Genomic DNA, 23,566 nt, shown 5'->3' on the forward strand with positions numbered 1-23,566 from the left:
AGTAAAAAAGAAGGTGATGATTATAAAGGCGAATTTGATGGAAACAGGGAAATACATGAACATTAGAGGGAAAAAGCTATACGTTGAAACACATGGAAGTCCTAAAAATAAACCAGTATTATTTTTACACGGTGGTCCAGGTGAAAGCTGTTATGATTTTTCATTTCATCAAGCGGAACGATTAAAAGATTCCTTATATGTAATTATGATAGATCAAAGAGGGGTTTGTCGGTCAGAAGGAATTACTGAGGAAGAATCTTTTGGATTAAATGATTTAGTTGAAGACTGTGAGGAAATAAGAAAACTACTACAAATTGAGAAATGGTCTGTAATCGGGCACTCTTTCGGTGGATATGTAGCATTGTTATATGCAAGGGCGTATCCAAATTCAATAGAGAAAATAATATTTGAAGGTCCGACTTTCGATTTTGCATTAACAAGTAGAGCTTTATTACAAAAGACCGGGAATTTATTAAAAAAGTATGGAAAAGAAGAAGTAGCAGAAGAGTGCCTCGCTTATTCATCTAGCAATACTAGTTCTAGTTCAGAGGAGTTGCTAGAAACCTACATAAGATTAAGCGATGAATTAGAAGAAAAAAGAATGGAGATTTATGAAAATAAGGAGTTTAAAACTGACTATAGTTTATATAGTGATGAAGAGTGGGAAGAATTTTCAAAGCGTTCCGAAATCCATTTTGATAGATTAAAAGCAGAAAGAGCATTTCATACGTCATTATTATCAAAAATAAAAGATGTAGAAAATCCAATGTTATTAATTGTAGGAAAATACGATGTAGTAACGTGTGAAAAACAAATTGAAACATTTAATAAAGATGCTCGAAATGGGAAGCATATCATATTCGAAGAGAGTGGCCATACACCACATTATGAGGAAGCTGATCGATTTGCTGAAACAGTCATTCATTTTTTGAACTAAAAAGAAAGAGCGCTTCGTATAATGCGAAGCGCTCTATTTTAAATTTCTGGATAAGTGATTGTAATATTAGGCCATTTATCTTGCCAATTCTTTTTATTAACTCTATTTTTGTACATATGTATTCGTTCTTTCGTTTCCAGAAAATGAAGTGTAGGTTTCACTTGTAATGAAAGTACATCTTCAATTCCACATGGAGCTGTTAATATGACATTGTTTTGCTCGTCAAGCGTAACTCCTAAAGCGGTTGCTGTTTCGGGAAATTTAGAAATAGCATCAACAGAAGAAGAGTATGGTGGCATTCCATTCACTACATGCATGCGAGTTTGATTTTTTACTGACCAAGGGATAGCGGCATCCATATTCGCCAGCTTCTGTTCTAATGATTGTTCGTACGTCTCATCTTTATGTAATGGATCATAATAAATGACATCGACATCTGGCGTAGCCGTTCTTACTGCGTAGTTATGTAAAGTATCCCAAATTTTAGAACGGACAAACCCAGCGCAAATCCACCAATCAGGTAGCTCTAGTGATTTTGCCAATTGTAATACATTCATCATCCATTCGTCGTTTTCTATTAAGTGAATTAAATCTTGCTCTGTTTTTATATTCATTGATAAATACACCTTCCTAGTAGATTAATGCATCAGCTCAATAATCCATAAAATCCAGTGAGCACCTGGTACAAATAAAAGTTGTGCTAATAAGGTGCCGAGAAGTCTAGAAATCATTAGCCAACCATACATTTTACTCATAGATTCAGCGCCATTTTCTGATTGTAAAGCACGTTCTGTCAAAAGTGCTATACGTGGATCGAGTAACACTGTTAATAAAATTGTAGCAAAACCATTCACAAGGCCAGAAGCTGTACTTGCATTTGTTGCGTAATCTGGATTTAGAAAAGAAGCATAAAGGGCAGAAAGAACACCTGCTGTATAAATTGCAGTAGCAAACATGTTAATAAGCATAATACGCTTTGGGATACCACCGATACGCAATCTATGAATCATTTCAAATCTTGGAAAGCGCACATATTTTTTTGTGTACTTTAATTTTTGAATGTTATTTGTTTTCATCATTCGAATGAAAGAACCATCTGTTTCAAAGTTTTGAATGACATATCCAAATAGTTTTGTCAAAGTTGGATAAAGAATAATCGCAAGTAATGTACCGATGGAAGCTGATAATAGTACAAGTCGTATAGTATACTCTAAATTAATAGAAACATCTCGTTTTGCGTCATCGACAATCCCGCCAATTAAAAAGGCTTGTAGTAAATTTGACGTTCTTGAAATAAGTAATACCATTCCTACGACAGATAAGGCAACGACAATCTTTTTAAACGAACACCAGCTAATCGAATACTATAAGAACTAGTTTCGACTGCGTGGATGACAATTGTGAAAGCCATTATAAAAATTAATGTAATTGACATTTGTTTCACCAGTTTCTATTGAATTAATTGTAACTTTTTTACTTTATCATATCTATCCGTATTTTGTAACTGAAACTATGTAACATAGAAAAAGTAATTTTTCGAAAAATAAATAATGATAGTATAGTAGAGGTAGAGTAGTAAAAAACCTTCAGTATTACATGTAAAGTAGGATGAGTGGGGGATTAAATATGTATACAACATTTTTATTTGATTTAGATGGAACAGTAACGGATCCTAAAAAGGGGATTGTAAATTCAGTTTTGTACGCGTTAGAAAAGGTTGGAATTGAAGAATTACATGTAAGTGAGTTAGATTCATTTATTGGTCCTCCTATTCAGCAATCATTCGTAGAGAGATATAATATGAATGAAGGAGAAGTTGAACGAGCTGTTTTTTATTTCAGGGAGTATTTAAAGCAACGTGGGTTGTTGGAGAATAGTGTATACGGGGGTATTCCAAATCTCCTAAAACAATTAAAAGATACCGGAAATCGTTTATTTATAGCTACTTCAAAGCCTACTATTTTTGCTAGACAAGTAATAGAGCATTTTCAACTAACGAATTATTTTGAAGATATCATTGGAAGTAATTTAAATGGAACGAGAATAAAAAAAGAAGAAATAATTGCTCATATTTTACAACAGAATGAAGGACTTAATAAAGAGGAAGTTGTCATGATTGGAGATAGAAAGCACGATATAATAGGTGCAAATCATAATGGAATTGCTTCCATTGGTGTTTTATATGGCTATGGTAGTGAAAATGAGTTGATTGAAGTTAGTGCGACTCATATAGCGAAGGATATAGAAGAACTACACCATTTTTGTATAGAAAATGGTTTAATAAAAAAATAAAAATAGAGACTAACAATCCCTTTATAACGTATGACGATGAAATCGTTTTTGTTTAAAGGGATTTTTCATATGTAATCGAATATGTATAATTAGACATTTTAGTATGAAAAATTTGTATGAATTAGAGGAGGGATGTCAGAAATGAAAGATTAGTAGAAGTTTATCAACAAAAGATTGAATTTTCAGTTTAAAGGAGGGGTATAATTGGAGCTAGTTATTATATTATTAGCACTTAGCTTACTTATGTTTGTAGCGTATAGAGGGTTTTCTGTTATTTTATTTGCACCGATTTTTGCATTATTTGCGGTATTTTTGACAGAACCTAGTTTTGTATTACCTTTCTTTTCTAATATTTTTATGGAGAAAATGGTAGGGTTTATTAAACTATATTTCCCGGTGTTTTTACTTGGAGCAATTTTTGGGAAAGTAGTAGAAATGTCAGGAATTGCTGATTCTATTGCAAAGACGATTGTAGAGTTGGTTGGAGAAAAACGTACGATTTTAGCGATTGTTTTAATGGGTGCTATTTTAACGTATAGTGGTGTTAGTGTATATGTAGTGGTATTTGCTATATTTCCGTTTGCAGCTAAGCTTTTTCGACAAGCTAATATTCCAAAGCGCTTAATACCTGGAACGATTGTCCTTGGAGCAGTAACATTTACAATGGATGCGCTTCCTGGATCACCACAAATTCAAAATGTAATACCTACAACATTTTTTAAAACGGACATTTATGCTGCACCGATACTTGGTATTGTAGGGGCAATTTTTGTTCTCACGTTAGGTTTATTATATTTAGAGAGTAGGCGTAAGAAGGCAAAAGCAGCAGGTGAAGGGTATTTTGGTTTTAACGATGGGAATACTGAAATGGCAGCATCTTTGGAATTAGAGCAGAAAGAAATACCGCTGTTAAATAGTTTAGAAATTACGAGGGCACAACAACTTATTGCTTTTATACCACTTATTTTAGTAGGTGTAATGAATAAAGTGTTTACTATTATGATACCGAAGTGGTATCCGAACGGTTTTGACTTTTCAGCAATTGGTATGAAAGCATTTGGAAAAGTAGAATTGAGTGCGGTAGTTGGAATATGGTCTGTAGAATTGGCACTTATAATAGGAATTTTAACAACTCTTTTATTATATTGGAAACGGGTAGTAACAGGATTTCAAGCTGGATTGAATACAAGTATTGGTGGTGCGCTACTTGCAACAATGAATACAGGAGCAGAATTTGGTTTTGGTGGTGTCATTGCAGCACTTCCAGGCTTTGCAATTATGAGAGACGGCATTTCTGCAACGTTCACAAATCCTTTAGTGAATGGAGCGGTAACGACGAATATTTTAGCCGGTATTACAGGTTCTGCATCAGGAGGAATGGGGATTGTTTTAAGTGCGATGGGTGATAAATTTATTGCAGCAGCAAATCAATTTGATATTCCATTAGAAGTTATGCACCGTATCGTATCAATGGCATCAGGAGGAATGGATACATTACCACATAACGGGGCTATTATTACTATTCTTACAGTAACAGGTTTAACACATAAACAGTCATATAAAGATATATTTGCTATTACAGTTTTGAAAACGCTTGCTGTGTTTTTAGTTATCGCATTCTATACTATTACAGGAATTTATTAAAAATAGATACTATATGAATTGTAAAGATTTATTTAGTTGATATTTTATAAACTAAAACATTAATAAGGGGAAGAAGGGGTGGAGTACTTGCAAGAAGTTGCTGAGTTTCGTATGCCGAAGTCTGTACTATATGGAAGAAATTCGATTGAAAAGCTGGGGGAACAATCAAAGAAGTTTGGGAAAAGAGCTTTTATAGTTACTGATACAATTATGGAGAAATTAGGGTATGTTGAAAGGTGCATAAAACAGCTAAATAAGAAAGGTATTACTGTTATTACATATAACAAAGTGAATGCTGAGCCTACAAATTTACACGTATTAGAAGCGTTAACGATTTGTAAAGAAGGAAAGTGTGATTTTATTATCGGTATTGGTGGTGGAAGTTGTATTGATGCTGCGAAAGCAGTAGCGGTGTTACATACTAATGGTGGAGCAATTGAATATTACGTCCAAAAAGATGTTGAAATAGAAAATGATCCACTACCACTCATTGCAATTCCAACAACTTCAGGTACTGGGTCAGAAGTAACAAGTGTAGCAGTAATTACGAATAAAAAAACAGATGTAAAAATGATGATGAAGCATCCGAGTTTTACCCCACAAGTAGCGATTATTGACCCGATATTAACAAGTTCGGTACCACCTCATATTACGGCAGCGACAGGTATAGATGCATTATGCCATGCAATTGAAGCATATATTTCTAAATTTTCACAACCACTTACAGATGTACTTGCTCTTTCGGCTATTGAAAGTATTATGAAATATTTACGTATTGCATATGAAGATGGAGATAATATGGAAGCAAGGGAGGCAATGATGATCGCTTCATTACAAGCTGGAATTGCATTCTCAAATGCATCAGTTACGTTAGTCCATGGTATGTCAAGACCAGTAGGTGCACTATTTCATGTACCACATGGTATATCGAACGCCATACTATTACCTACAGTTTTAGAGTTCACAAAAACAAGTGCAGTGAAAAGGTTAGCTGAGATTGGACGCAATTTAAACAAAGACCTCTACTCATATTCTGAGGAAGAAGTAGCGAATTACACGCTTGCTGAAATAAAGAAACTTTGTTTCGATCTTCGCATTCCAAATTTAAAAGAATATGGAATTGATGAAATTGAGTTTGAAAATGCTATTTCAAAAATGGCCTCGGATGCAATTGAAAGTGGTAGCCCAGGAAATAATCCACGAGTTCCTTCTTATAATGAAATTAAACAGTTGTATCGACAATGTTTTAATTATCAATATGAAGATTCTATAAAAACATTAGGGAATTAATTTCAGAATATTCGCATAAAATTCCCTTGGAAATAGTTTAAACAAGACTTTATATTCTAAACTTAAAGTCTTGTTTTATTGTGTATAATATACATAATAAAACATTGTTATTAGTTTAGAAAAAAGCTTAGGTAGGTGTGTTATATGAAAACGATAGGGCTTATAGGTGGTATGAGTTGGGAATCGACTTCGGAATATTATCGAATTTTAAATGAAGAGATAAAAAGTAGATTAGGAGGATTACACTCAGCAAAATGTTTGATTAATAGTGTGGATTTTGAAGAGATAGAACGATTCCAGTCTAACGGGGATTGGGATGGAGCAGGGGAAGTATTAGGGAATGCGGCGTATTCATTGCAGAAGGGAGGAGCAGATTTTATAATCATTTGCACAAATACAATGCATAAAGTAGTGGAGAAAATAAAAGAGAATATTAACATCCCCGTATTGCATATTGCTGATACTACTGCAAAAGAAATTAAAAGAAAAGGTATTCAAACGATTGGTCTACTTGGAACAAAATATACAATGGAGCAAGATTTCTATAAGTCACGTATAGAAGAGAATAATATAAAAGTAATAGTGCCAGTAGAAAAAAATAGAGAAAAAATAAATGAAATAATTTATACAGAATTATGTTTAGGAAAAATAACATCGCAATCTAGAGAATATTATAAAAGAGTCATAGAAGAGCTAGTGCAAAAAGGAGCACAGGGCATAATTTTAGGTTGTACAGAAATAGGATTATTAATAAAGCAGGAAGACGTATTAGTTCCGATATTTGATACAACTTTTATACATGCAATGGAAGCAGTAAATGTGGCTTTAGAAAATAGATTATAATTATATTATGTAAACTTAGTTCATGTATGTGGAAAACATTCAGAAAATATTTTATAATGTAAGTGGTTACATTTAAGGGGGATGCGTATGTTTTCAGTTCAACCAATCGCATTTGTACATAATGAAAGAAAGGAAATAAAAGATGACGAATGGGGAGAAGTAAGATCCTGTATTACTTTAACTGAATTGTATACAGAGGAAAGTATACAAGGGATTGAAGATTTTTCTCATATTGAAGTTGTTTTTTATTTTCATAAAGTAACGGATGAACAAATTCAATATGTTGCTAGACATCCTAGAAATAATAAGGATTATCCTAAAGTAGGCATTTTTGCACAGCGCGGGAAAAATCGCCCGAATCGCTTAGGTGTAACAATTGTAAAAGTGATAAAAAGAGACGGTAAATCAATTATTGTTGAGGGATTAGACGCTATTGATGGCACCCCTATATTGGATATAAAGCCAATAATGAAAGAGTTTATGCCGAAAGAAGAAATACAACAGCCTAAATGGGTAACGGATATAATGAGACAGTATTGGAAGGGGAATGGAGTAAAATGAGAATATATGAGGCAACAATTGCAGATTTAGATGGACTAGCATCAGTTTTTAATAACTATCGTATGTTTTACCGACAAGATTCCGATTTAGAAGGTGCAAAAGTATTTTTACGAAATCGTATCGAGAGAAAAGAATCCGTTATTTTCGTAGCAGTTGAAGACGGTGAATATATTGGATTCACGCAATTATATCCATCATTTTCTTCCATTTCAATGAAAGAATTATGGATTTTAAATGATCTGTTTGTACAAGCGGCGAAGCGCGGATCTGGAACAGGTAAAAAATTATTAGAAGCTGCTAAAAAATTCGCATTAGAAAATGGCGCAAAAGGTGTAAAATTACAAACAGAGATTGATAATTTATCAGCACAGCGATTATATGCTGAAAATGGTTATTTGAGAGATAATCGTTATTTCCATTATGAATTAACATTTTAAAAAATGTAAGATTAAAAGAGACGTTTTCAAAATGAAAACGTCTCTTTTAAATTGTATTATAGTTGATTTAAAACCCAGTTTGTTGCATCTTCAAAGTTTTCTGCAATGTAGTTTGGCTCAATATGTGCCCACTTGTCTCGGTACGTATGTAAAGCATCGTATCCAGCGCCTGTTCGTACTAATATTGTTGTTGCATTCACTTTTTCTCCTGCCACAATATCAGTCCAACGATCACCAACTATAGCACATTCTGTTAAATCAAGCTCATGTTTTTCCGCTGCTTTAAGAAGCATGCCTGTACTTGGTTTACGGCATTCACAACCATCCCCGTGTTTATGAGGACAAACGTAAATATCATCAAAACCGAAACCTTCTAATTCTTGTACAAAATCAGCTACAGTCGCTATTCCATCCGCGATACCTGGTTGATTTGTGAAAGAGAAAATTTTTATATTTTGAGCTTTTAGTTTTTGCAGAGCTACTTTTGTAAAGGGGAATAGTGTAAAAGATCCAGGATAATGTATTGTAGTGTCGCCGCCAATTGTACCGTCACGATCAATGAAAATTGCTTTAATGTTTGTCATAGTTATAGTCCCTTCAATTAAAAAGTAGTTTAAAAATGTTTTACAAATCGATATCCATTTACTTCATAACCTAATTTTTTGTAAAAAGGATGTGCTTCCACTCTTTTTGTTCCGCTAACTAGCCATGTTCCAATGCAATTATGCTTCTTTGCTAACTGTTCTGCATAATTCATTAACACTTGTCCAATGCCTTTCCGCCGTATTGTGGAATCGACGCTAATAATTGAAATTTCTCCATAACGAGTTACATCTTCTAAATTTTCGCGTATACGAAACCCAAGTAATCCAAATATAGTTTCTTCTTCCTCATAAACATATAAAAAATCAAAAGGACTCATGTGTACGAATTGCAATCGGTTGTTCATATTTTCATAGGAAATAGAGGAACCTTTTAATTCTTTTGTTAAAGAACAAAGTGTATCTATATCATCTATCATCGCTTCACGAATTTGAAAAGGCATAGTATTCACTCCAATAAAATGTAATCAAACATTTAATATTCTGTTAAAAAATGTTTTTTCCTGCTATGAAAATAAATATTTTATAATGATATATAGATAGCTATATGTTATTCTTTTCCTTGATTGTATTGGAAATGGAAAGAAGGGGAATGTATGTTGAAGGTGAATATCCACTCAGCTGGATATGAAATAGGTGAAAAAACAATTCATGATATTGCTTTTTCAATTGAAAAAGGTGAATTAGTTGCTCTTATTGGCGCAAATGGCGCCGGGAAAAGTACGACGATTAAAACGATGCTAGGCTTACTTGTAAATATGAATGGTGAAATATCATTTGGTGAAAAGAAAAACCCGTATGCATATGTGCCGGAACATCCAACATATTATGATTATTTGACGCTCTGGGAACATATTGAATTATTAATGGCTGCTCGTGAGAATGAAGTAGGAAGCTGGGAAAGGGAAGCTGAAGAATTATTACATATGTTTCGAATGGATAAGCATAAGCATGAGTATTTATCAAAGTTTTCAAAAGGTATGAAACAAAAATCGATGCTTATATTGGCGTTTTTAACTAAGCCAGATTTTTATATAATCGACGAACCTTTTATCGGATTAGATCCAGTAGCTACGAAAGAGTTTTTAAGTTATTTATATAAAGAAAAAGAGCGCGGGGCAGGAATTTTACTTTGTACGCACGTATTGGATACTGCCGAAAGAATTTGCGAAAGATTTTTACTCATTTCACAAGGTACATTAGTCGCAGATGGACATTTAGAGTCTATTCAAACGTTAGCGGAAATGCCGGGGAGTTCATTATTAGACTGTTTTGATGTAATCGTAAGGCGTGAACAGCATGATTAAAAAACAATTTTATAAAAGATTACGCCATGAACTTGAGCGGAAATGGAAGTCCATACGTTCGGTAACAGATTGGACAGTTGCGTTATATATAATTATTCCAGCACTTATATTTATGGGAATCTATTATCGATCACTATGGACGGAAACATTATCGATGGAAGAGACTGTGTATTTCGGATTAGGTTTACTCGCATTTTATCTTGTAACATATTCGAGAGGTGTACGCTCGTTTTTTGAACAAGCAGATAGCTTATTTTTAATTTCGTATCCAACTCATATGCGAAAATTAATTCAGTATGGCATGATATATACATTTATTCGAATAGCGATAACGAATGTAATGGTAGTAGTTGTTATGTTACCAGTGTTAATGAAAAGTATCGGAGCGACAAAGATACAAATCGTATTATTTTGGACATTCTTTACTGTATTTCGATTTATGTTGTCGTTGTTGACGAGATTTATTCATATACGTGTGGGGAAACGATGGCTACTATGGATTATAAAAAATGTAATATTTTCTATAAGTCTATCCTTTTTTGGATTGAGTCTGTTTCTTATTTATAAAAATCCATTTTATTCTATACTATGTATCGGTCTAGCAGTTTTTCTAATTATCGTATTGATAAAAGAAAAACTAAATTATAAAAATTGCTTTTTTAAAGAAGTTGAGAAAGAGAAAGAAGAAAGTATGCGCTGGACGAGTGGGATTATGCAAGTTGGTGGTCATGCGGCTAAACCGAGTAGTTCGAGTAAAAAACCGTGGATGTTCCCACATTCTAAAAGACTTTTAGGGAAAAAAGTTGATTCGCGTATCGTTGAATCTTTTTTGAAAGAATTTTTCCGTACAAGTAGTGCACGAATATTTTATATTCAAATTGTATGTATAAGCACGGTAAGTATTATGATGAGTCCGAGGTGGATTGCAGCTATTATCCTCGTATTTACGTTAGTTGCAATTTCTCGTTATGCACGCGATTATTGGAATGAATTTACGAAAAAAATGTTTCTACATTTATATTGTGATGAAGGCAAATTACTATTGTTAAGATGGAAGGCAGATCGCTATTTATTACTTCCAGTAATACTTTTGTATGGAATAGTTATACTTTCTCATTTTTATTTATTACCAGCTGTAATTGCCGGGATTATTTTTATAGTATGGATTGGTTGGATTGTATTTTTACCATAGAAAAAGAGCCGGAAATGGCTCTTTTTCTAGTCTGTAACACACTGGTAAATAAAATATACTAAAAGGAGTATGCTTGCGGCTGAGTACACGACATCTAAAGTCATCTGATTGTCCCCCTCATTGTTGTTGTATTTATAGTGTATGAAATCTTACAATTTCATATTCAAGTGAAAAATATGTGAACGTTAACAAAATTGTAAAGTGCAAAAATTACAATCATTTTGTATAATAGAAGAAACAACCGTTATATAAAATATAATGAGTGAAAGGGGAGGGAACATAAATGCCAAATTGGTTTAGAAAAACCTTAGTCGCATTAATTACCGTATTTACGTTTGGTTTAGTGACGCCTCCTTCCATATTACTTGATAATGCCAAAGCTGCGGACAAGCCTACGAGCACAGCTGGGCAACAAAATTTGGAGAGTACGTCCTATACATATGAAGAAACAAATGATAGGTTAACCACCGATACTTTTGTTAACTATGCGATGCAAGAAGCAGAGAAGCAATCTATGCAAAAATTCGGCTCTAAAATTGGGCCTGTAATTGAAGATGAATTTAAAGATGTTGTATTACCTAAAATTGAAGAGGCAATTGCGGAACTTGCAAATGATGTGCCAGAAGAATCGTTACAATCATTAGCGATTTCTCAAAGACCGGCTGGCGGAAATAATGAAAAGATTTTTCATGTTTATGACACGAAATCAGGAAATGACTTACTGCGATTTCATGTGAGGAGAGATCATCCACCGCAAGATGGATATTATTTTAATTTCCACTATCATCGTTTTGATGATGGATATTCAGGACACCATGAGTTAGGAAATATTTATTGGAATACGAATGTACCGCCGAAATGGTTGTCTTAAAAAGAACGAGAGAAAATCTTGTTCTTTTTTTCTTTATGAAAGGATACGACATTTATGTTGTTGAATAACATATGTTTAGGAAAAAAGAAAAAAGGGAGTATGGGGATGCAAAAATATATCGTTTTTGACTTTGATGGCACATTAGTAGATTCACAAAATATATTTGTACCGATTTATAATCAACTTGCTGAAAAGCACGGATATAAAACGGTAAGGGAAGAAGAAATTGAGTATTTACGTAAATTAACGATGCCAGAGAGATGTAAGCAACTCGATGTACCACTGTATAAACTACCGATATTAGCGCTGGAGTTTTATAAATTGTATCAACCTGCTATAAAAGATCTCGTTTTGTTCCATGGGATGAAGGATGCATTAGATGAATTACATAAAAAAGGCTACGGGATTGCCGTCATATCATCGAACTCAGAAGAGCATGTTCGGGCGTTTTTACACAATAATGGTATCGAAAATATTCAAGAAGTGTATTGTTCTAAAAATTTATTTGGTAAAGACAAAATGATAAAAAGATTTTTAAAATCAAAAAAAATAACAGAGCAAGATATGTTATATGTCGGTGATGAACAGCGAGACGTAGCAGCGTGTAAAAAGGCTGGTGTGAACGTAATTTGGGTATCTTGGGGATATGATGTCATTGAAACAGTAGAAAAAGATGCACCAGATTATATGGTTCATACGCCTATGGAAATTGTACAAGTCGTACAGGGGGCACATTCTTAATATGAATACACTTCGAGCAGGTATTCATCATATTGAATTTTGGGTCGCGAATTTAGAGGAGTCTATTTCTTTTTATGATAAATTGTTTTTGATAATTGGATGGAGAAAGTTAAATGAAGTAGCATATAGTACGGGAGAAAGTGAAATATATTTTAAAGAGGTGGACGGGGAAATTGTAAGGACTTTAGGGCCTAGACATATTTGTTACCAAGCTATTCGTAGAGAAGTAGTTGATGAAGTAGCAGATTTTCTTGCTAGTACAAAAGTGAAGGTAATACGTGGTCCGATAGAAATGAGTCATTATTCGGACGGATACTATACTATTGATTTTTACGATCCGAATGGATTTATTATAGAAGTAGCGTATACACCAAATGTAGAAATGTAAGGGGAATAAACATGAAGACAATTACAGCACGGCAAAACAATATACAAATAGTAAAAGATGCAGCAAATATTGAAGAAATCTCTAAAGGTTTCTCTCCTGATAAAAAATATATCATTACGACTATTGAAGATGAAAAGTATTTGTTACGGACAGGCGATATAAAAGAGTTTGAAAGAAAGAAAATAGAGTTTCAAATTTTAAATGAAATGCAAAAACGTAGTGTGCAAGCACAAAAGCCAATTGAAATGGATTTGTTGGAAGAAGAAGGTTTATGCTACGGTGTTTTTTCGTATATAGAAGGAGAAGATGCGAAGAAGTTGTTGCCGACATATACGCCAAAAGAACAATATGATATAGGTATAGAGGCAGGAAAAGATTTAGCAAAAATGCATACATATGAAGCTCCTAAGGGTATACTTCCATGGTATGAAAGAGCAATGAAAAAACATAGCAAATATTTAGAAGCGTATAAAACATGCGGAATTAAAATTAAAAATGATGATAAAATTATTAAGTTTATAGATGAAAATGAAATGTATGTAAAGGATCGTCCAAATCGATTTCAACACGATGATTTTCATTTAGAAAATATAATTGTGCGGGATGGGAAATATGTAGGTGTTATTGATTTTAATGGTTATGATTGGGGCGATCCACTTCATGATTTCGTAAAAATTGCACTATTTGCAAGGGACATTAGTATTCCGTATTCAATCGGACAAATAGAAGGATACTTTAATGGGGTAATACCAGAGGAGTTTTGGAAATTATATGCGGTGTACGTTGGCATGACAGTTTTCTCATCAGTTGTCTGGTCCTTACGAGCAGCACCGCATATGTTAGATGATACGTTAGAACGTCTTACTATAGTTTTAAAGGATCATAAAAACTTTGAATTATCGAAGCCGATTTGGTTTGATAGTGAAATGATAAATGAAGAATAGGAAAAGTAGGTGTGTTATCTCACACCTACTTTTTTATTATTAAAATAATTATTAAATTTTCTTAAATGTAAGCGGCTGAGTACTTAACGTAGCTGGTACATGTAACTGAAGGGATGGGAATTCACCACTCACACTCATTTCATAAGCGAATAATAAACTCATTTTCATTTGGAATAACTCAACTTCTGCGGAGAAGATGTCGTAATGATGATGCCCTAATTGAATATCCATCTCCATAAATTGTACATTTAACGAATCATCTCGCTTGTATATTTGTAATGTTCCGTATGCAGGATGTTCAAAAGTACCAGTATAATCCTCTAACTTGTGAGAAGTTGTAGTTCCTTTAATTTGTTCAGGAAGTGATTTAGTTGCTTCTTTCATCATTTCCTTCATTTTTTCAGTATCTTCTACAGCACGTTTATGCCAATCAATGGATTCTAATTCAAGTAGTTCATCATAAATTTGATTAGCGAGATAAGTAGGAAGTAATGTGCCTCCAGCATTTGTTAAAATGACAAGGCCTATGTTTTCATTTGGTATGAATGAAACGAGCGCTGAAAATCCATCAATATTACCGCCATGATGAACCACCTTATTACCACGATAAGCGCTAATAAACCAACCAAGTCCGTAACTATTTAATGGAGATTCGGGAAGTGATAAAATCGGTTGATCTGGAATTGAATTGTGTGGTGTATACATTTGTTGTAATAATTCAGAGGAGATTAATTCATGATCTCCAAACTTTCCTTCGTTTAAGTGAAGAAGTACCCAATTTGCCATATCTTCAATTGTAGAATTAATACATCCAGCAGCGCCGACTGTATCGATGTTACGGAATGGAACTTCTTTTATTTCACCTTCATTTTCAATGTAAGGTAAAGCATAATCATCTGTAGTTTGTGAATCTGTAACAGAGAAATTTGTATGTCTCATATTTAAAGGTTCTAAAATATGTTCTGTAGCGTATTGCTCCCATGTTTGATTTGTAATGTTTTCAACAATGTAGCTAATTGTTGCATACATTAAGTTGTTATAAAGAAATGCTGTGCGGAACGGTGCATCAAGTTGTAAATGTTTTATTTTTTCAACGAGATCTTTTCGAGATAAGGAAGAGCTGTACCAAAGAGCCTCATGACGACTTACCCCAGTACGATGGGAAGCCAAATCTCGTCCTGTAACTTGTGAGCTAGCAAGTAGTTCAGATAAAGAGAAGTTAGGTATATAAGACTGGACAGGAGTATCCCAATTAAACTTTTTTTGCTGTGCCAACAAGCTTAATGAAAGTGTGCCAAAAGCTTTCGTTGAGGAACCGATTGCGAACCGAGTACTCGGTGTAACAGGTTCTTTTGTTTCTATATTTCGATATCCGAAACCTTCTGAAAGAATAACTTCACCGTCTTTTATAACAGCTACAGCAGCACCAGGAACGTTTAAAGCCTTCATCATTTTTTCAACCGTTGTTTGTAACGAAGTCATAACAGGAGTTTCAATTTTAGACATACTTCTAACCTCCAAATATAAATTTTGTCCTACCGCACTATACTTTCGGTAATAGAAAATGAAAACCTTTTTAAATATGGAAAGTTAATAATTTTGTAAGAATTACTGAAATAATTTTTATTTATCAAGATTATTAAATTTATTGTTTTTCATGTTATGATAAATTTCATATAAGATTGAAAGAAGGTTTTCCTACATATGAAACATGCTGAATATGAATACTTAAATTTATGCCGCCATGTAATGGAGCATGGTACGAAGAAAGAAGATCGTACAGGGACAGGCACTGTATCTGTATTTGGATATCAAATGCGTTTTGATCTAAGTAATGGTTTTCCTTTATTAACGACAAAGAGAGTGCCGTTTCGCCTTGTAGCAAGTGAACTGCTTTGGTTTATGAAAGGTGATACAAATATTCGTTATTTATTGCAGCATAATAATAATATTTGGAATGAATGGGCATTTAAGAGCTGGGTAGAAAGCGATGAGTATACTGGCCCTGATATGACAGATTTCGGTCTCCGCTCACAACAAGATGAGGAATTTAAGAAGCAATACGATGAGCAAATGGAATTGTTTAAAAAGAGCGTTTTAGAAGACGATGAATTCTCAACGAAATTTGGATATTTAGGAGACGTATACGGAAAGCAGTGGCGTGCCTGGAAAACGACAGCTGGTGAGACGCTTGATCAATTAAAAGATGTAATTGAAATGATTAAGAAAACACCAGATTCACGCCGTCTAATTGTGTCTGCTTGGAATCCTGAAGATGTACCAAGTATGGCTTTACCGCCTTGTCATACGCTATTCCAATTTTATGTAGCAGATGGAAAGCTTTCTTGTCAGTTATATCAGAGAAGCGGTGACATATTCCTTGGAATTCCATTTAACATTGCAAGCTATTCACTTTTAACACATTTAATTGCACATGAATGTGGTCTTGAAGTGGGAGAATTTGTTCATACAATTGGAGATGCACACATTTATACGAATCATTTTGAACAAGTAGAAAAGCAATTGGCACGTGAACCACGTCCATTCCCGAAACTTACATTAAATCCAGATGTGAAATCTGTGTTTGATTTTGAAATGGAAGATTTAACGATTGAAGGATATGATCCACACCCAGCAATTAAAGCACCGGTTGCAGTATAATTGTAGAGGAGATGAAAAAATGATTGTTTCATTTATGGTCGCAATGGACGAGAATAGAGTAATTGGCAAAGATAATAATTTACCTTGGCGTTTACCAAGTGAATTGCAGTATGTAAAGAAAACAACGATGGGCCATTCACTTATTATGGGCAGAAAGAACTACGAAGCGATTGGTAGACCACTACCTGGAAGACGTAATATTATTGTAACACGTAATGAAGGGTATCGTGTTGAAGGTTGTGAAGTAGCACATTCTGTAGAAGAAGTGTTTGAACTATGCAAAAATGAAGAGGAAATCTTTATTTTCGGCGGAGCACAAATTTATGATCTCTTTATACCTTACGTAGACAAGTTATATATAACAAAAATCCATCATGCATTTGAAGGAGATACATTCTTCCCAGAAATGGATATGACAAATTGGAAAGAAGTTTTTGTTGAAAAAGGTTTAACGGATGAAAAGAATCCGTATACGTACTATTATCATGTGTATGAGAAGCAACAATAATAAGAAGGATTGATGTGAAATTCACATCAATCTTTTTATTTGTATTCGTTAATATAAGTTTATAGATGATATTCAATAGTGCTATAATGAAATCTAGCATGTAAAAATGCTAAAATTTTCAAAAGTATTCATATAGAAAGAGGAGGAGAATCGATTGAAAAAGATATGGGGGATTCTTTTTCTTTGCTTAACGTTCATGTTAGTTGGATGCGGTAAAGAAGAAAAACCACAAGAAGCGTTTGATACATATACAAAAGCATGGAATAAACAAAAATTTGCAGAAATGTATGATCAATTATCAGAAAAGGCAAAAAAAGATATTTCAAAGAAAGAGTTCACTGAGAAATATGAAAAAATTTATTCTGGCATTGAAGTGAAAAACTTAAAAGTAGAAGCAGGAGAAGTAAAAGAAGATAAAAAAGATGAAGGTCCTGTTCCTTTTAAAGTAAGTATGGATACAGTTGGTGGTAATATCTCTTTTGGCCATGAAGCAAAAATGGTGAAAGAAAAAGATGGAGATAAAGAATCTTGGAAAATAGATTGGACTCCTGATTTCATTTTCCCTGGCATGACAAAAGATAGTAAAGTGCGTATGCAGGCAACACAACCAAAACGTGGTGAAGTTTACGATCGTAATGGAAAAGGTCTTGCGACGAATGGGAAAGCTTCTGAGATTGGAATTATTCCAGAAAAATTAGATGAAACTGCTCCGCAAACGAAAGAAGCAGTAGCGAAGTTGTTAAATATGTCTGTAGAAGAGATTGATCAAAAACTAGCTGCGAAATGGGTAAAACCAGGGTATCTCGTACCAATTGGAATTTTGCCTGAGGGAGCAACGCAAAATACGTACATCGATTTACCTGGTGTTGCAGCAAAACCTGTAAATGTTCGTACATATCCGTTAGGGGAAGCAGCAGCGCATCTTACTGGTTATATCGGAAAAGTAAATGCAGAAGATTTAAAAACGCTTCAAAAGAAAGGCTATCAAGCCGATGATCCAGTTGGTAAAGCTGGATTAGAGCAAGTATTGGAAGAACAGCTACGCGGGAAAAAAGGTGGCCGTGTCTTCATGGAGGATGCACAAGGAAAAGAAATTAAAAATTTAGCGAAAACAGATGCTGTTGATGGAGAAAATGTAACTTTAACTATCGATAGTGTTGTTCAAGAAAAAACGTATAATGAAATGAAAGGAGAAGCTGGTTCAAGTGCGGCAATTAATCCGAAAAGTGGAGAAACAATTGCTCTTGTAAGTAGTCCAGCTTATAATCCTAATTTAATTGCACGAGGAACATCAAAAGCACAACGCGAGGCTTGGAATAATGACCCGAAAAAACCGATGACGAATCGATTTACACAATTATCGGTACCAGGTTCTGTATTTAAGCCAATTACAGCTGCAATCGGTCTTGAAACGAAAACAATCGATCCGAAAGAAGAGTTGAAAATTGAAGGATTGAAATGGACGAAAGATTCTTCTTGGGGTAATTATTATGTAACGCGTGTAAAAGATGCAAATCCGATTGATTTTGATAAAGCGATGAAATACTCGGATAATATTTATTTCGCACAAGAAGCTTTGAAAATCGGAAAAGATAAATTTATGGCTGAGGCGAAAAAATTCGGATTCGATGAGAAATTACCAATTGAATACGGATTCCCAGCTTCTAAAATCGCAAATGATGGCATAAAAAATGATATTCAAATGGCAGATACAGGATATGGACAAGGACAAGTCTTAATGACTCCTCTTCATTTAGCTTTAACGTATGCACCGATTGTAAATGATGGAAAGATTCCGTCACCGTATCTTATTAAAACAGATAAACAACCAAAAGTTTGGAAAGAAAACGTGATTTCTAAAGAAAATCAAGATATATTGAAAACGGCTTTAACGAAAGTAATTAACGATCCAGATGGTACTGGAAAAATTGCTAAAATTGATGGTATGACTCTTGCTGGCAAAACAGGTACAGCGGAATTAAAAGTATCCAAAGAGGCCGAAGGAAAAGAACTAGGCTGGTTCGCTGCATTTGATTTAAATTCACCAGATATGGTCATTACAATGATGATTGAAGATGTAAAAGGTAGAGGCGGAAGTAACATTCCAGCTGAAAAAGTGAAACATGTTTTTCAAAAATAATATGTAATAAAAGGCTATCTCTATAGTGTATAGAGATAGCCTTTTTGCATGAGAAATTCTAAATATCTATATACTGAATTTTAAAGAAATAAAATAAATCATTAACTTACGAAAAAAAGTAGCTATTTTTTATTGACATCAAACATAACTTTTTGTATTATGCTTACATAAGGTAAGTTATTTACTTTTAAATTATAAATCTTAAATTAAAGATAAAATGTGTAAAAGGGAGCTAATACAATGACAAAAGTACTATTTATTACAGCAAATCCAAATTCAGCAGAAGGTTCTTTCGGTATGGCAGTAGGAGAAGCTTTCATCGAAGCATATAAAAACGAACATCCACAAGACGAAGTTGTAACAATTGATTTATTCAATACAACTGTACCAGCAATCGATGCAGACGTATTCGCTGCTTGGGGGAAATTTGCAGCAGGCGAAGGATTCGAAACTTTAAGTGAAAATCAGCAACAAAAAGTTGCAGCAATGAACAATAACTTAGAAACATTTATGCATGCAGATCGTTATGTATTCGTGACTCCAATGTGGAACTTCAGCTACCCAGCAGTAGTGAAAGCATACTTAGATAACTTATCAATCGCAGGTAAAACATTCAAATATACTGAAAATGGTCCAGTTGGCTTACTAGAAGGCAAAAAAGCACTTCATATTCAAGCTACAGGCGGCGTTTACTCTGAAGGAGCATACGCATCTATGGACTTCGGTCGCAATCACTTAAATGCGGTATTAGGATTCATGGGTGTATCAGACACTGAATATATTGCAGTTGAAGGAATGAATGCAAATCCTGAAAAAGCACAAGACATTAAAGAAGCAGCAATTGTAAATGCACGCGAATTAGCAAAACGTTTCTAATATAGAAAACTTCAAAATGTCCAAACACTTGTTGTTTGGACATTTTTTCTTCTTTTTCCTTCGTTTGTCTAGTATAATGAAGGTCGGAATGATAATAGGTGGGGGTTCTGTATGATTCAAACGTTTTTTAAAATCTTTTATTTAATTTTAATCGTAATTGCGATTACACCAAGGTTGTGGCGTATAAAAAGAAAAGCAAATGCGATGTCACCGCAAGAAAAAGATAGTGTTGTGTATAAAACAACAAACTGGTTTGGTAAGAAAATGGTGGGTGTAACTGGATCGACTGTAGAAGTAAAGGGACTTGAAAATGTTCCAAAAGACAAGCCGGTGCTAGTTGTAAGTAATCATCAAAGTAATATGGATATTCCTGTTTTACTAGGTTACTTAAATAAGCCAATTGGATTCGTTTCAAAAGCGGAAATTAAAAAGTTTCCGGTTGTACCAACATGGATGGAACTAATGAATTGTGTGTTCATGGACCGCAGCGATCGCCGTCAATCTCTTAAGGCAATTAAAGATGGAATTGAACTATTAAAGAATGGACATTCTATCGTAATTTTCCCTGAAGGAACGAGAAGTAAGGGTGGCGAAATTGGAGAGTTTAAAGCGGGTAGTTTTCACCTAGCAGTAAAATCTGGTGTAGCAATCTTACCTGTAACGTTAGATGGTACATATAAAATGTTTGAAGCGAATGGAAATCGTATGAAACCAGCTCATGCAACAGTAACGATTTCTAAGCCAATTACACCTGAAGAATATGCAAGTATGGATGCTAAAGAGTTAACCCAGCATACAAAAGATATTATTGCATCTCAATTACATAAGTAATAAAAAAGTTTCAGCTTAAACAAGCTGAAACTTTTTTATGCTGCGGGTAAGACATAAAACAGTACGCAGAAAAACATCATTGTACTACCGCCTAGTACGAAGAGATGCCAAATGGCATGATTGAACGGAAGCTTTTCCCAAAGGAAGAATATAGCTCCGACAGAATACAAAATGCCGCCTATTAATAGTAGTGAGAAGCCGTGACCGGTTAAATTTTCATAAAGGGGTTTAATGGCAACGATGATGAGCCAACCCATAATGATATAACATAATGTTGATGTTTTAATAAAGCGACGAACAAAGAAGATTTTGAAAATAATTCCACCAATCGCAAGGGTCCAAATAATTGCGAGTAAAGTCCAACCGAGCGGGCCACGCAGTGTAATGAGTAGAAATGGTGTATACGTGCCGGCAATTAATAAATATATGGCGGAGTGATCTAAAATGGTAAATAACTTTTCTACTTTTGGATGATGGATACTATGTAGCAGTGTAGAAAATAAGTATAGAAGGAACATGCTTACGCCATAAACGGTAAAACCAACAACAGCAGATGCTGTGCCATGTTTGGAAGCATGAATAATTAATATGATTAAGGCAGGGATGCTTAAAATGGCACCGATACCATGGGTAATTGCATTCGCAATTTCTTCTTTTACAAATTGGGTCATTCTTTTAATTTTTTGCGTCATAATGTTAATTCCTTTCACTGTATTGAGATAAGTTATATTTTCCTTAACCATATCATATACAAAAGGAATAGAAAATGATATTCAATTGATTATATTTTCTAATTTTTTTGATAAAAGACAACGGATACATTGACGTTTACGAAATTTTTTGACAAAATGAACTTATGGAATAGTAGGACAAGGAATCTACTTATGAAGGGGATGGGGAAATGTTTTCAAATATTGGCTTTCCAGGGTTAATTTTAATTTTAGTAGCAGTGTTAATTTTATTTGGCCCAAAAAAGTTACCGGAAATTGGGAAAGCTTTAGGGGAAACGTTAAAAGAATTTAAAAAATCAACAAAAGAATTGACTGATGAGGCATTTCAAGAGAAAGAAAAAAATAAATAAAAGAATATGCTAAAGTTTTTCTCGGAATGGATAAATAAAGTGTGGTGAACGAGATGGAAGATCGGGAAATGAGCGTAGTAGAACATATTGTTGAGCTTCGCAAACGAGTAATATATACAGTATTATCCTTTGTATTATTTTTAATTATTGGATTTACTTTTACGAAGGATATTTATTTTTGGCTTGTAAAAGATTTACCAATGAAATTAACTGTTCTCGGTCCAAGTGATGTGTTGTGGATTTTTTCTCGATTGCTACAGTATTTGCTATCGTTTGTACAATTCCTTTTGCTGCGATACAAATTTGGTTATTTGTAAAACCAGGTTTACATCCCAATGAACAAAAAATGACATTAATGTATATACCGGTATTGTCTATATTATTTATAGCAGGCCTATCTTTCGGTTATTTTATCGTCATGCCATTTTTATTTCATTTCCTAACTACAATTGGTAATGAGATGTTTAATACGATGTTTACAACGGAAAAATATTTTCATTTCGTATTAAATTTAACAGTTCCGTTTGCTGTTATATTTGAATTACCTGTAGTTGTTATCTTTTTAACGAGTATAGGTCTTCTAACGGCAGAATTTCTTCAGAAAATAAGAAGATATGCTTATGTCGTGTTGATTATAATTGCATCATGTATATCGCCGCCAGATTTTTTATCACATAGTTTAGTAGCGGTACCGCTTATTTGTATTTATGAAATCAGTATCGCTTTATCAAAGATAGTTAGTAAACGAAAACAGAAAAGAGAAGAAATACAGTCGAAAAGTGCCTCGTTATAAAGGCACTTTTTAATTTATTTGTTATACTCTAGCTATAATTGTATACAATATATAGAAGGAAAAAATTATAGAATCTCCAAAATTTAGACAAACTTTTCATTTTTATAAGTTTATACTGAAGTTATCAAGCTATATATGGATAATAAGACTCCTGTCTCAAAGGATATATAGGACAGGGTTCGAATTAGGTGGATATAAATGAAGTATTAACTTCTAAATGGGGCAGCTTAAGGATATTTTAGTATTCATAGGAAACCTACACTAAAAAACGTGTTAAAGAATAAAGTGGAGGAAGTTCAAAAATCCAACGAAAAAGAGGATTGATATTGTGATTACGAAAAGTTTTTATTTCACTCATGCAACAGGGAATTGTATTAAAATATTTGAAATCCCTGTCCTACAAACACAGCATCCATTAGCGTTTCTAATTCAGTCTCGTCTTCAATTATTTATTGCAAAAATTCAAAAACATAAAAACCCAAGATTCTCGTACTCTTTCCGTGAATATTTACAAAGTTGTTTGAAGTGGCATGATTATTCAAATGTATATAAGACAAATACTCTTGAAAAGAATGCATAATACACAGCAGGGACAGAGTTAGGTAGGCTCTGTCTTTTTCATTTTAG

The 23,566-nt window shown here is 33.8% G+C and carries 25 protein-coding genes and 2 pseudogenes; 21 read left to right on the forward strand and 6 right to left on the reverse strand.

Annotated elements, in window-relative coordinates:
• Nucleotides 1–16 precede the first annotated feature (16 nt).
• The gene (locus JFT95_RS08840; protein ID WP_201053613.1) at nt 17–937 is read left to right on the forward strand and encodes an alpha/beta fold hydrolase; all 921 of its coding nucleotides are present in this window, start codon (nt 17–19) and stop codon (nt 935–937) included.
• Nucleotides 938–975: 38 nt separating this feature from the next.
• Here JFT95_RS08840 and JFT95_RS08845 read toward each other — a convergent pair whose 3' ends face one another.
• Together JFT95_RS08845 and JFT95_RS08850 are read right to left on the reverse strand one after the other, a co-directional pair.
• The gene (locus JFT95_RS08845) at nt 976–1,551 is read right to left on the reverse strand and encodes a nucleotidyltransferase family protein (protein ID WP_201052000.1); all 576 of its coding nucleotides are present in this window, start codon (nt 1,549–1,551) and stop codon (nt 976–978) included.
• A gap of 24 nt (nt 1,552–1,575) precedes the next feature.
• Nucleotides 1,576–2,372 (reverse strand): annotated as a pseudogene (locus tag JFT95_RS08850) (lipid II flippase family protein).
• Between the two features lie 191 nt (nt 2,373–2,563).
• Here JFT95_RS08850 and JFT95_RS08855 point away from each other — a divergent pair.
• The 6 genes from JFT95_RS08855 to JFT95_RS08880 all read left to right on the forward strand — a co-directional run bounded on the left by JFT95_RS08855 (nt 2,564) and on the right by JFT95_RS08880 (nt 8,004).
• Nucleotides 2,564–3,229: an HAD family hydrolase gene (locus tag JFT95_RS08855; RefSeq protein ID WP_201052002.1), complete on the forward strand. Its 666-nt coding sequence runs from the start codon at nt 2,564–2,566 to the stop codon at nt 3,227–3,229.
• A 204-nt stretch (nt 3,230–3,433) separates the two neighbouring features.
• Nucleotides 3,434–4,873 carry a GntP family permease gene (locus JFT95_RS08860; RefSeq protein ID WP_002065163.1) on the forward strand — a complete coding sequence of 480 codons (1,440 nt, stop codon included), beginning with the start codon at nt 3,434–3,436 and terminating at the stop codon, nt 4,871–4,873.
• An 87-nt stretch (nt 4,874–4,960) separates the two neighbouring features.
• Complete coding sequence (locus JFT95_RS08865; protein WP_002168486.1) at nt 4,961–6,163, forward strand: iron-containing alcohol dehydrogenase; 1,203 nt, start codon at nt 4,961–4,963, stop codon at nt 6,161–6,163.
• A gap of 144 nt (nt 6,164–6,307) precedes the next feature.
• Nucleotides 6,308–7,006, forward strand: a complete 699-nt coding sequence (locus JFT95_RS08870) for an aspartate/glutamate racemase family protein (protein WP_002127187.1) — start codon at nt 6,308–6,310, stop codon at nt 7,004–7,006.
• An 87-nt stretch (nt 7,007–7,093) separates the two neighbouring features.
• On the forward strand, nt 7,094–7,567 hold the full coding sequence (locus JFT95_RS08875; RefSeq protein WP_002127188.1) for an SAM-dependent methyltransferase: 474 nt from the start codon (nt 7,094–7,096) through the stop codon (nt 7,565–7,567).
• On the forward strand, nt 7,564–8,004 hold the full coding sequence (locus tag JFT95_RS08880; protein ID WP_033708121.1) for a GNAT family N-acetyltransferase: 441 nt from the start codon (nt 7,564–7,566) through the stop codon (nt 8,002–8,004). The genes JFT95_RS08875 and JFT95_RS08880 overlap by 4 nt, the downstream gene beginning before the upstream one ends.
• Nucleotides 8,005–8,060: 56 nt before the next feature.
• Here the strand turns inward: JFT95_RS08880 and JFT95_RS08885 are convergent, their stop codons facing one another.
• Nucleotides 8,061–8,588: an HAD-IIIA family hydrolase gene (locus tag JFT95_RS08885; protein ID WP_201052004.1), complete on the reverse strand. Its 528-nt coding sequence runs from the start codon at nt 8,586–8,588 to the stop codon at nt 8,061–8,063.
• Nucleotides 8,589–8,617: 29 nt separating this feature from the next.
• Entirely contained in the window at nt 8,618–9,049 is a 432-nt protein-coding gene (locus tag JFT95_RS08890) for a GNAT family N-acetyltransferase (RefSeq protein WP_201052006.1), read from the reverse strand.
• Between the two features lie 153 nt (nt 9,050–9,202).
• Between JFT95_RS08890 and JFT95_RS08895 the strand changes: the two genes are divergently transcribed.
• The 6 genes from JFT95_RS08895 to JFT95_RS08920 all read left to right on the forward strand — a co-directional run bounded on the left by JFT95_RS08895 (nt 9,203) and on the right by JFT95_RS08920 (nt 14,049).
• Nucleotides 9,203–9,913, forward strand: coding sequence for an ABC transporter ATP-binding protein (locus JFT95_RS08895; RefSeq protein ID WP_033730148.1), 711 nt, complete (start codon nt 9,203–9,205; stop codon nt 9,911–9,913).
• On the forward strand, nt 9,906–11,105 hold the full coding sequence (locus JFT95_RS08900) for an ABC transporter permease (RefSeq protein ID WP_201052008.1): 1,200 nt from the start codon (nt 9,906–9,908) through the stop codon (nt 11,103–11,105). Before JFT95_RS08895 ends, JFT95_RS08900 begins: the two co-directional genes overlap by 8 nt.
• 283 nt (nt 11,106–11,388) lie before the next feature.
• Nucleotides 11,389–11,976, forward strand: a complete 588-nt coding sequence (locus JFT95_RS08905) for a YpjP family protein (protein ID WP_002031682.1) — start codon at nt 11,389–11,391, stop codon at nt 11,974–11,976.
• Nucleotides 11,977–12,081: 105 nt separating this feature from the next.
• Nucleotides 12,082–12,717 carry an HAD family hydrolase gene (locus JFT95_RS08910; RefSeq protein ID WP_201052010.1) on the forward strand — a complete coding sequence of 212 codons (636 nt, stop codon included), beginning with the start codon at nt 12,082–12,084 and terminating at the stop codon, nt 12,715–12,717.
• Nucleotide 12,718: 1 nt separating this feature from the next.
• Complete coding sequence (locus JFT95_RS08915) at nt 12,719–13,105, forward strand: VOC family protein (protein WP_001094650.1); 387 nt, start codon at nt 12,719–12,721, stop codon at nt 13,103–13,105.
• An 11-nt stretch (nt 13,106–13,116) separates the two neighbouring features.
• The gene (locus tag JFT95_RS08920; protein WP_201052012.1) at nt 13,117–14,049 is read left to right on the forward strand and encodes an aminoglycoside phosphotransferase family protein; all 933 of its coding nucleotides are present in this window, start codon (nt 13,117–13,119) and stop codon (nt 14,047–14,049) included.
• Between the two features lie 51 nt (nt 14,050–14,100).
• On the opposite strand, the gene JFT95_RS08925 is transcribed toward JFT95_RS08920, so the two are convergent.
• Nucleotides 14,101–15,555, reverse strand: a complete 1,455-nt coding sequence (locus tag JFT95_RS08925) for a serine hydrolase (RefSeq protein ID WP_201052014.1) — start codon at nt 15,553–15,555, stop codon at nt 14,101–14,103.
• A 198-nt stretch (nt 15,556–15,753) separates the two neighbouring features.
• Here JFT95_RS08925 and JFT95_RS08930 point away from each other — a divergent pair, with 198 nt between their 5' ends.
• The 5 genes from JFT95_RS08930 to JFT95_RS08950 all read left to right on the forward strand — a co-directional run bounded on the left by JFT95_RS08930 (nt 15,754) and on the right by JFT95_RS08950 (nt 21,065).
• The gene (locus JFT95_RS08930; RefSeq protein WP_201052016.1) at nt 15,754–16,710 is read left to right on the forward strand and encodes a thymidylate synthase; all 957 of its coding nucleotides are present in this window, start codon (nt 15,754–15,756) and stop codon (nt 16,708–16,710) included.
• Nucleotides 16,711–16,729: 19 nt separating this feature from the next.
• The gene (locus tag JFT95_RS08935) at nt 16,730–17,218 is read left to right on the forward strand and encodes a dihydrofolate reductase (RefSeq protein ID WP_201052018.1); all 489 of its coding nucleotides are present in this window, start codon (nt 16,730–16,732) and stop codon (nt 17,216–17,218) included.
• A gap of 154 nt (nt 17,219–17,372) precedes the next feature.
• Nucleotides 17,373–19,358 carry a penicillin-binding protein 3 gene (gene pbpC / locus JFT95_RS08940; protein WP_201033116.1) on the forward strand — a complete coding sequence of 662 codons (1,986 nt, stop codon included), beginning with the start codon at nt 17,373–17,375 and terminating at the stop codon, nt 19,356–19,358.
• 240 nt (nt 19,359–19,598) lie between these two features.
• Nucleotides 19,599–20,234: an FMN-dependent NADH-azoreductase gene (locus JFT95_RS08945; protein ID WP_002012622.1), complete on the forward strand. Its 636-nt coding sequence runs from the start codon at nt 19,599–19,601 to the stop codon at nt 20,232–20,234.
• Between the two features lie 111 nt (nt 20,235–20,345).
• Nucleotides 20,346–21,065 (forward strand): lysophospholipid acyltransferase family protein, encoded by a 720-nt coding sequence (locus JFT95_RS08950; protein WP_002065190.1) that lies wholly within the window; start codon nt 20,346–20,348, stop codon nt 21,063–21,065.
• Between the two features lie 35 nt (nt 21,066–21,100).
• On the opposite strand, the gene trhA is transcribed toward JFT95_RS08950, so the two are convergent.
• Entirely contained in the window at nt 21,101–21,757 is a 657-nt protein-coding gene (gene trhA / locus JFT95_RS08955; protein WP_002085872.1) for a PAQR family membrane homeostasis protein TrhA, read from the reverse strand.
• 209 nt (nt 21,758–21,966) lie between these two features.
• On the opposite strand from trhA, the gene JFT95_RS08960 reads away from it, so the two are divergent.
• The 3 genes and pseudogenes from JFT95_RS08960 (at nt 21,967) to JFT95_RS08970 (ending at nt 23,519) form a co-directional block, all read left to right on the forward strand.
• Nucleotides 21,967–22,146: a twin-arginine translocase TatA/TatE family subunit gene (locus JFT95_RS08960; protein ID WP_002012719.1), complete on the forward strand. Its 180-nt coding sequence runs from the start codon at nt 21,967–21,969 to the stop codon at nt 22,144–22,146.
• A 53-nt stretch (nt 22,147–22,199) separates the two neighbouring features.
• Nucleotides 22,200–22,939, forward strand: a pseudogene (gene tatC / locus JFT95_RS08965) (twin-arginine translocase subunit TatC).
• A 328-nt stretch (nt 22,940–23,267) separates the two neighbouring features.
• On the forward strand, nt 23,268–23,519 hold the full coding sequence (locus JFT95_RS08970) for a DUF2535 family protein (protein WP_201033118.1): 252 nt from the start codon (nt 23,268–23,270) through the stop codon (nt 23,517–23,519).
• Nucleotides 23,520–23,566 lie beyond the last annotated feature (47 nt).

It is taken from the genome of Bacillus sp. TH17 (assembly GCF_016651125.1).
In the GTDB taxonomy this organism is placed as follows: Bacteria; Bacillota; Bacilli; order Bacillales; family Bacillaceae_G; genus Bacillus_A; species Bacillus_A mycoides.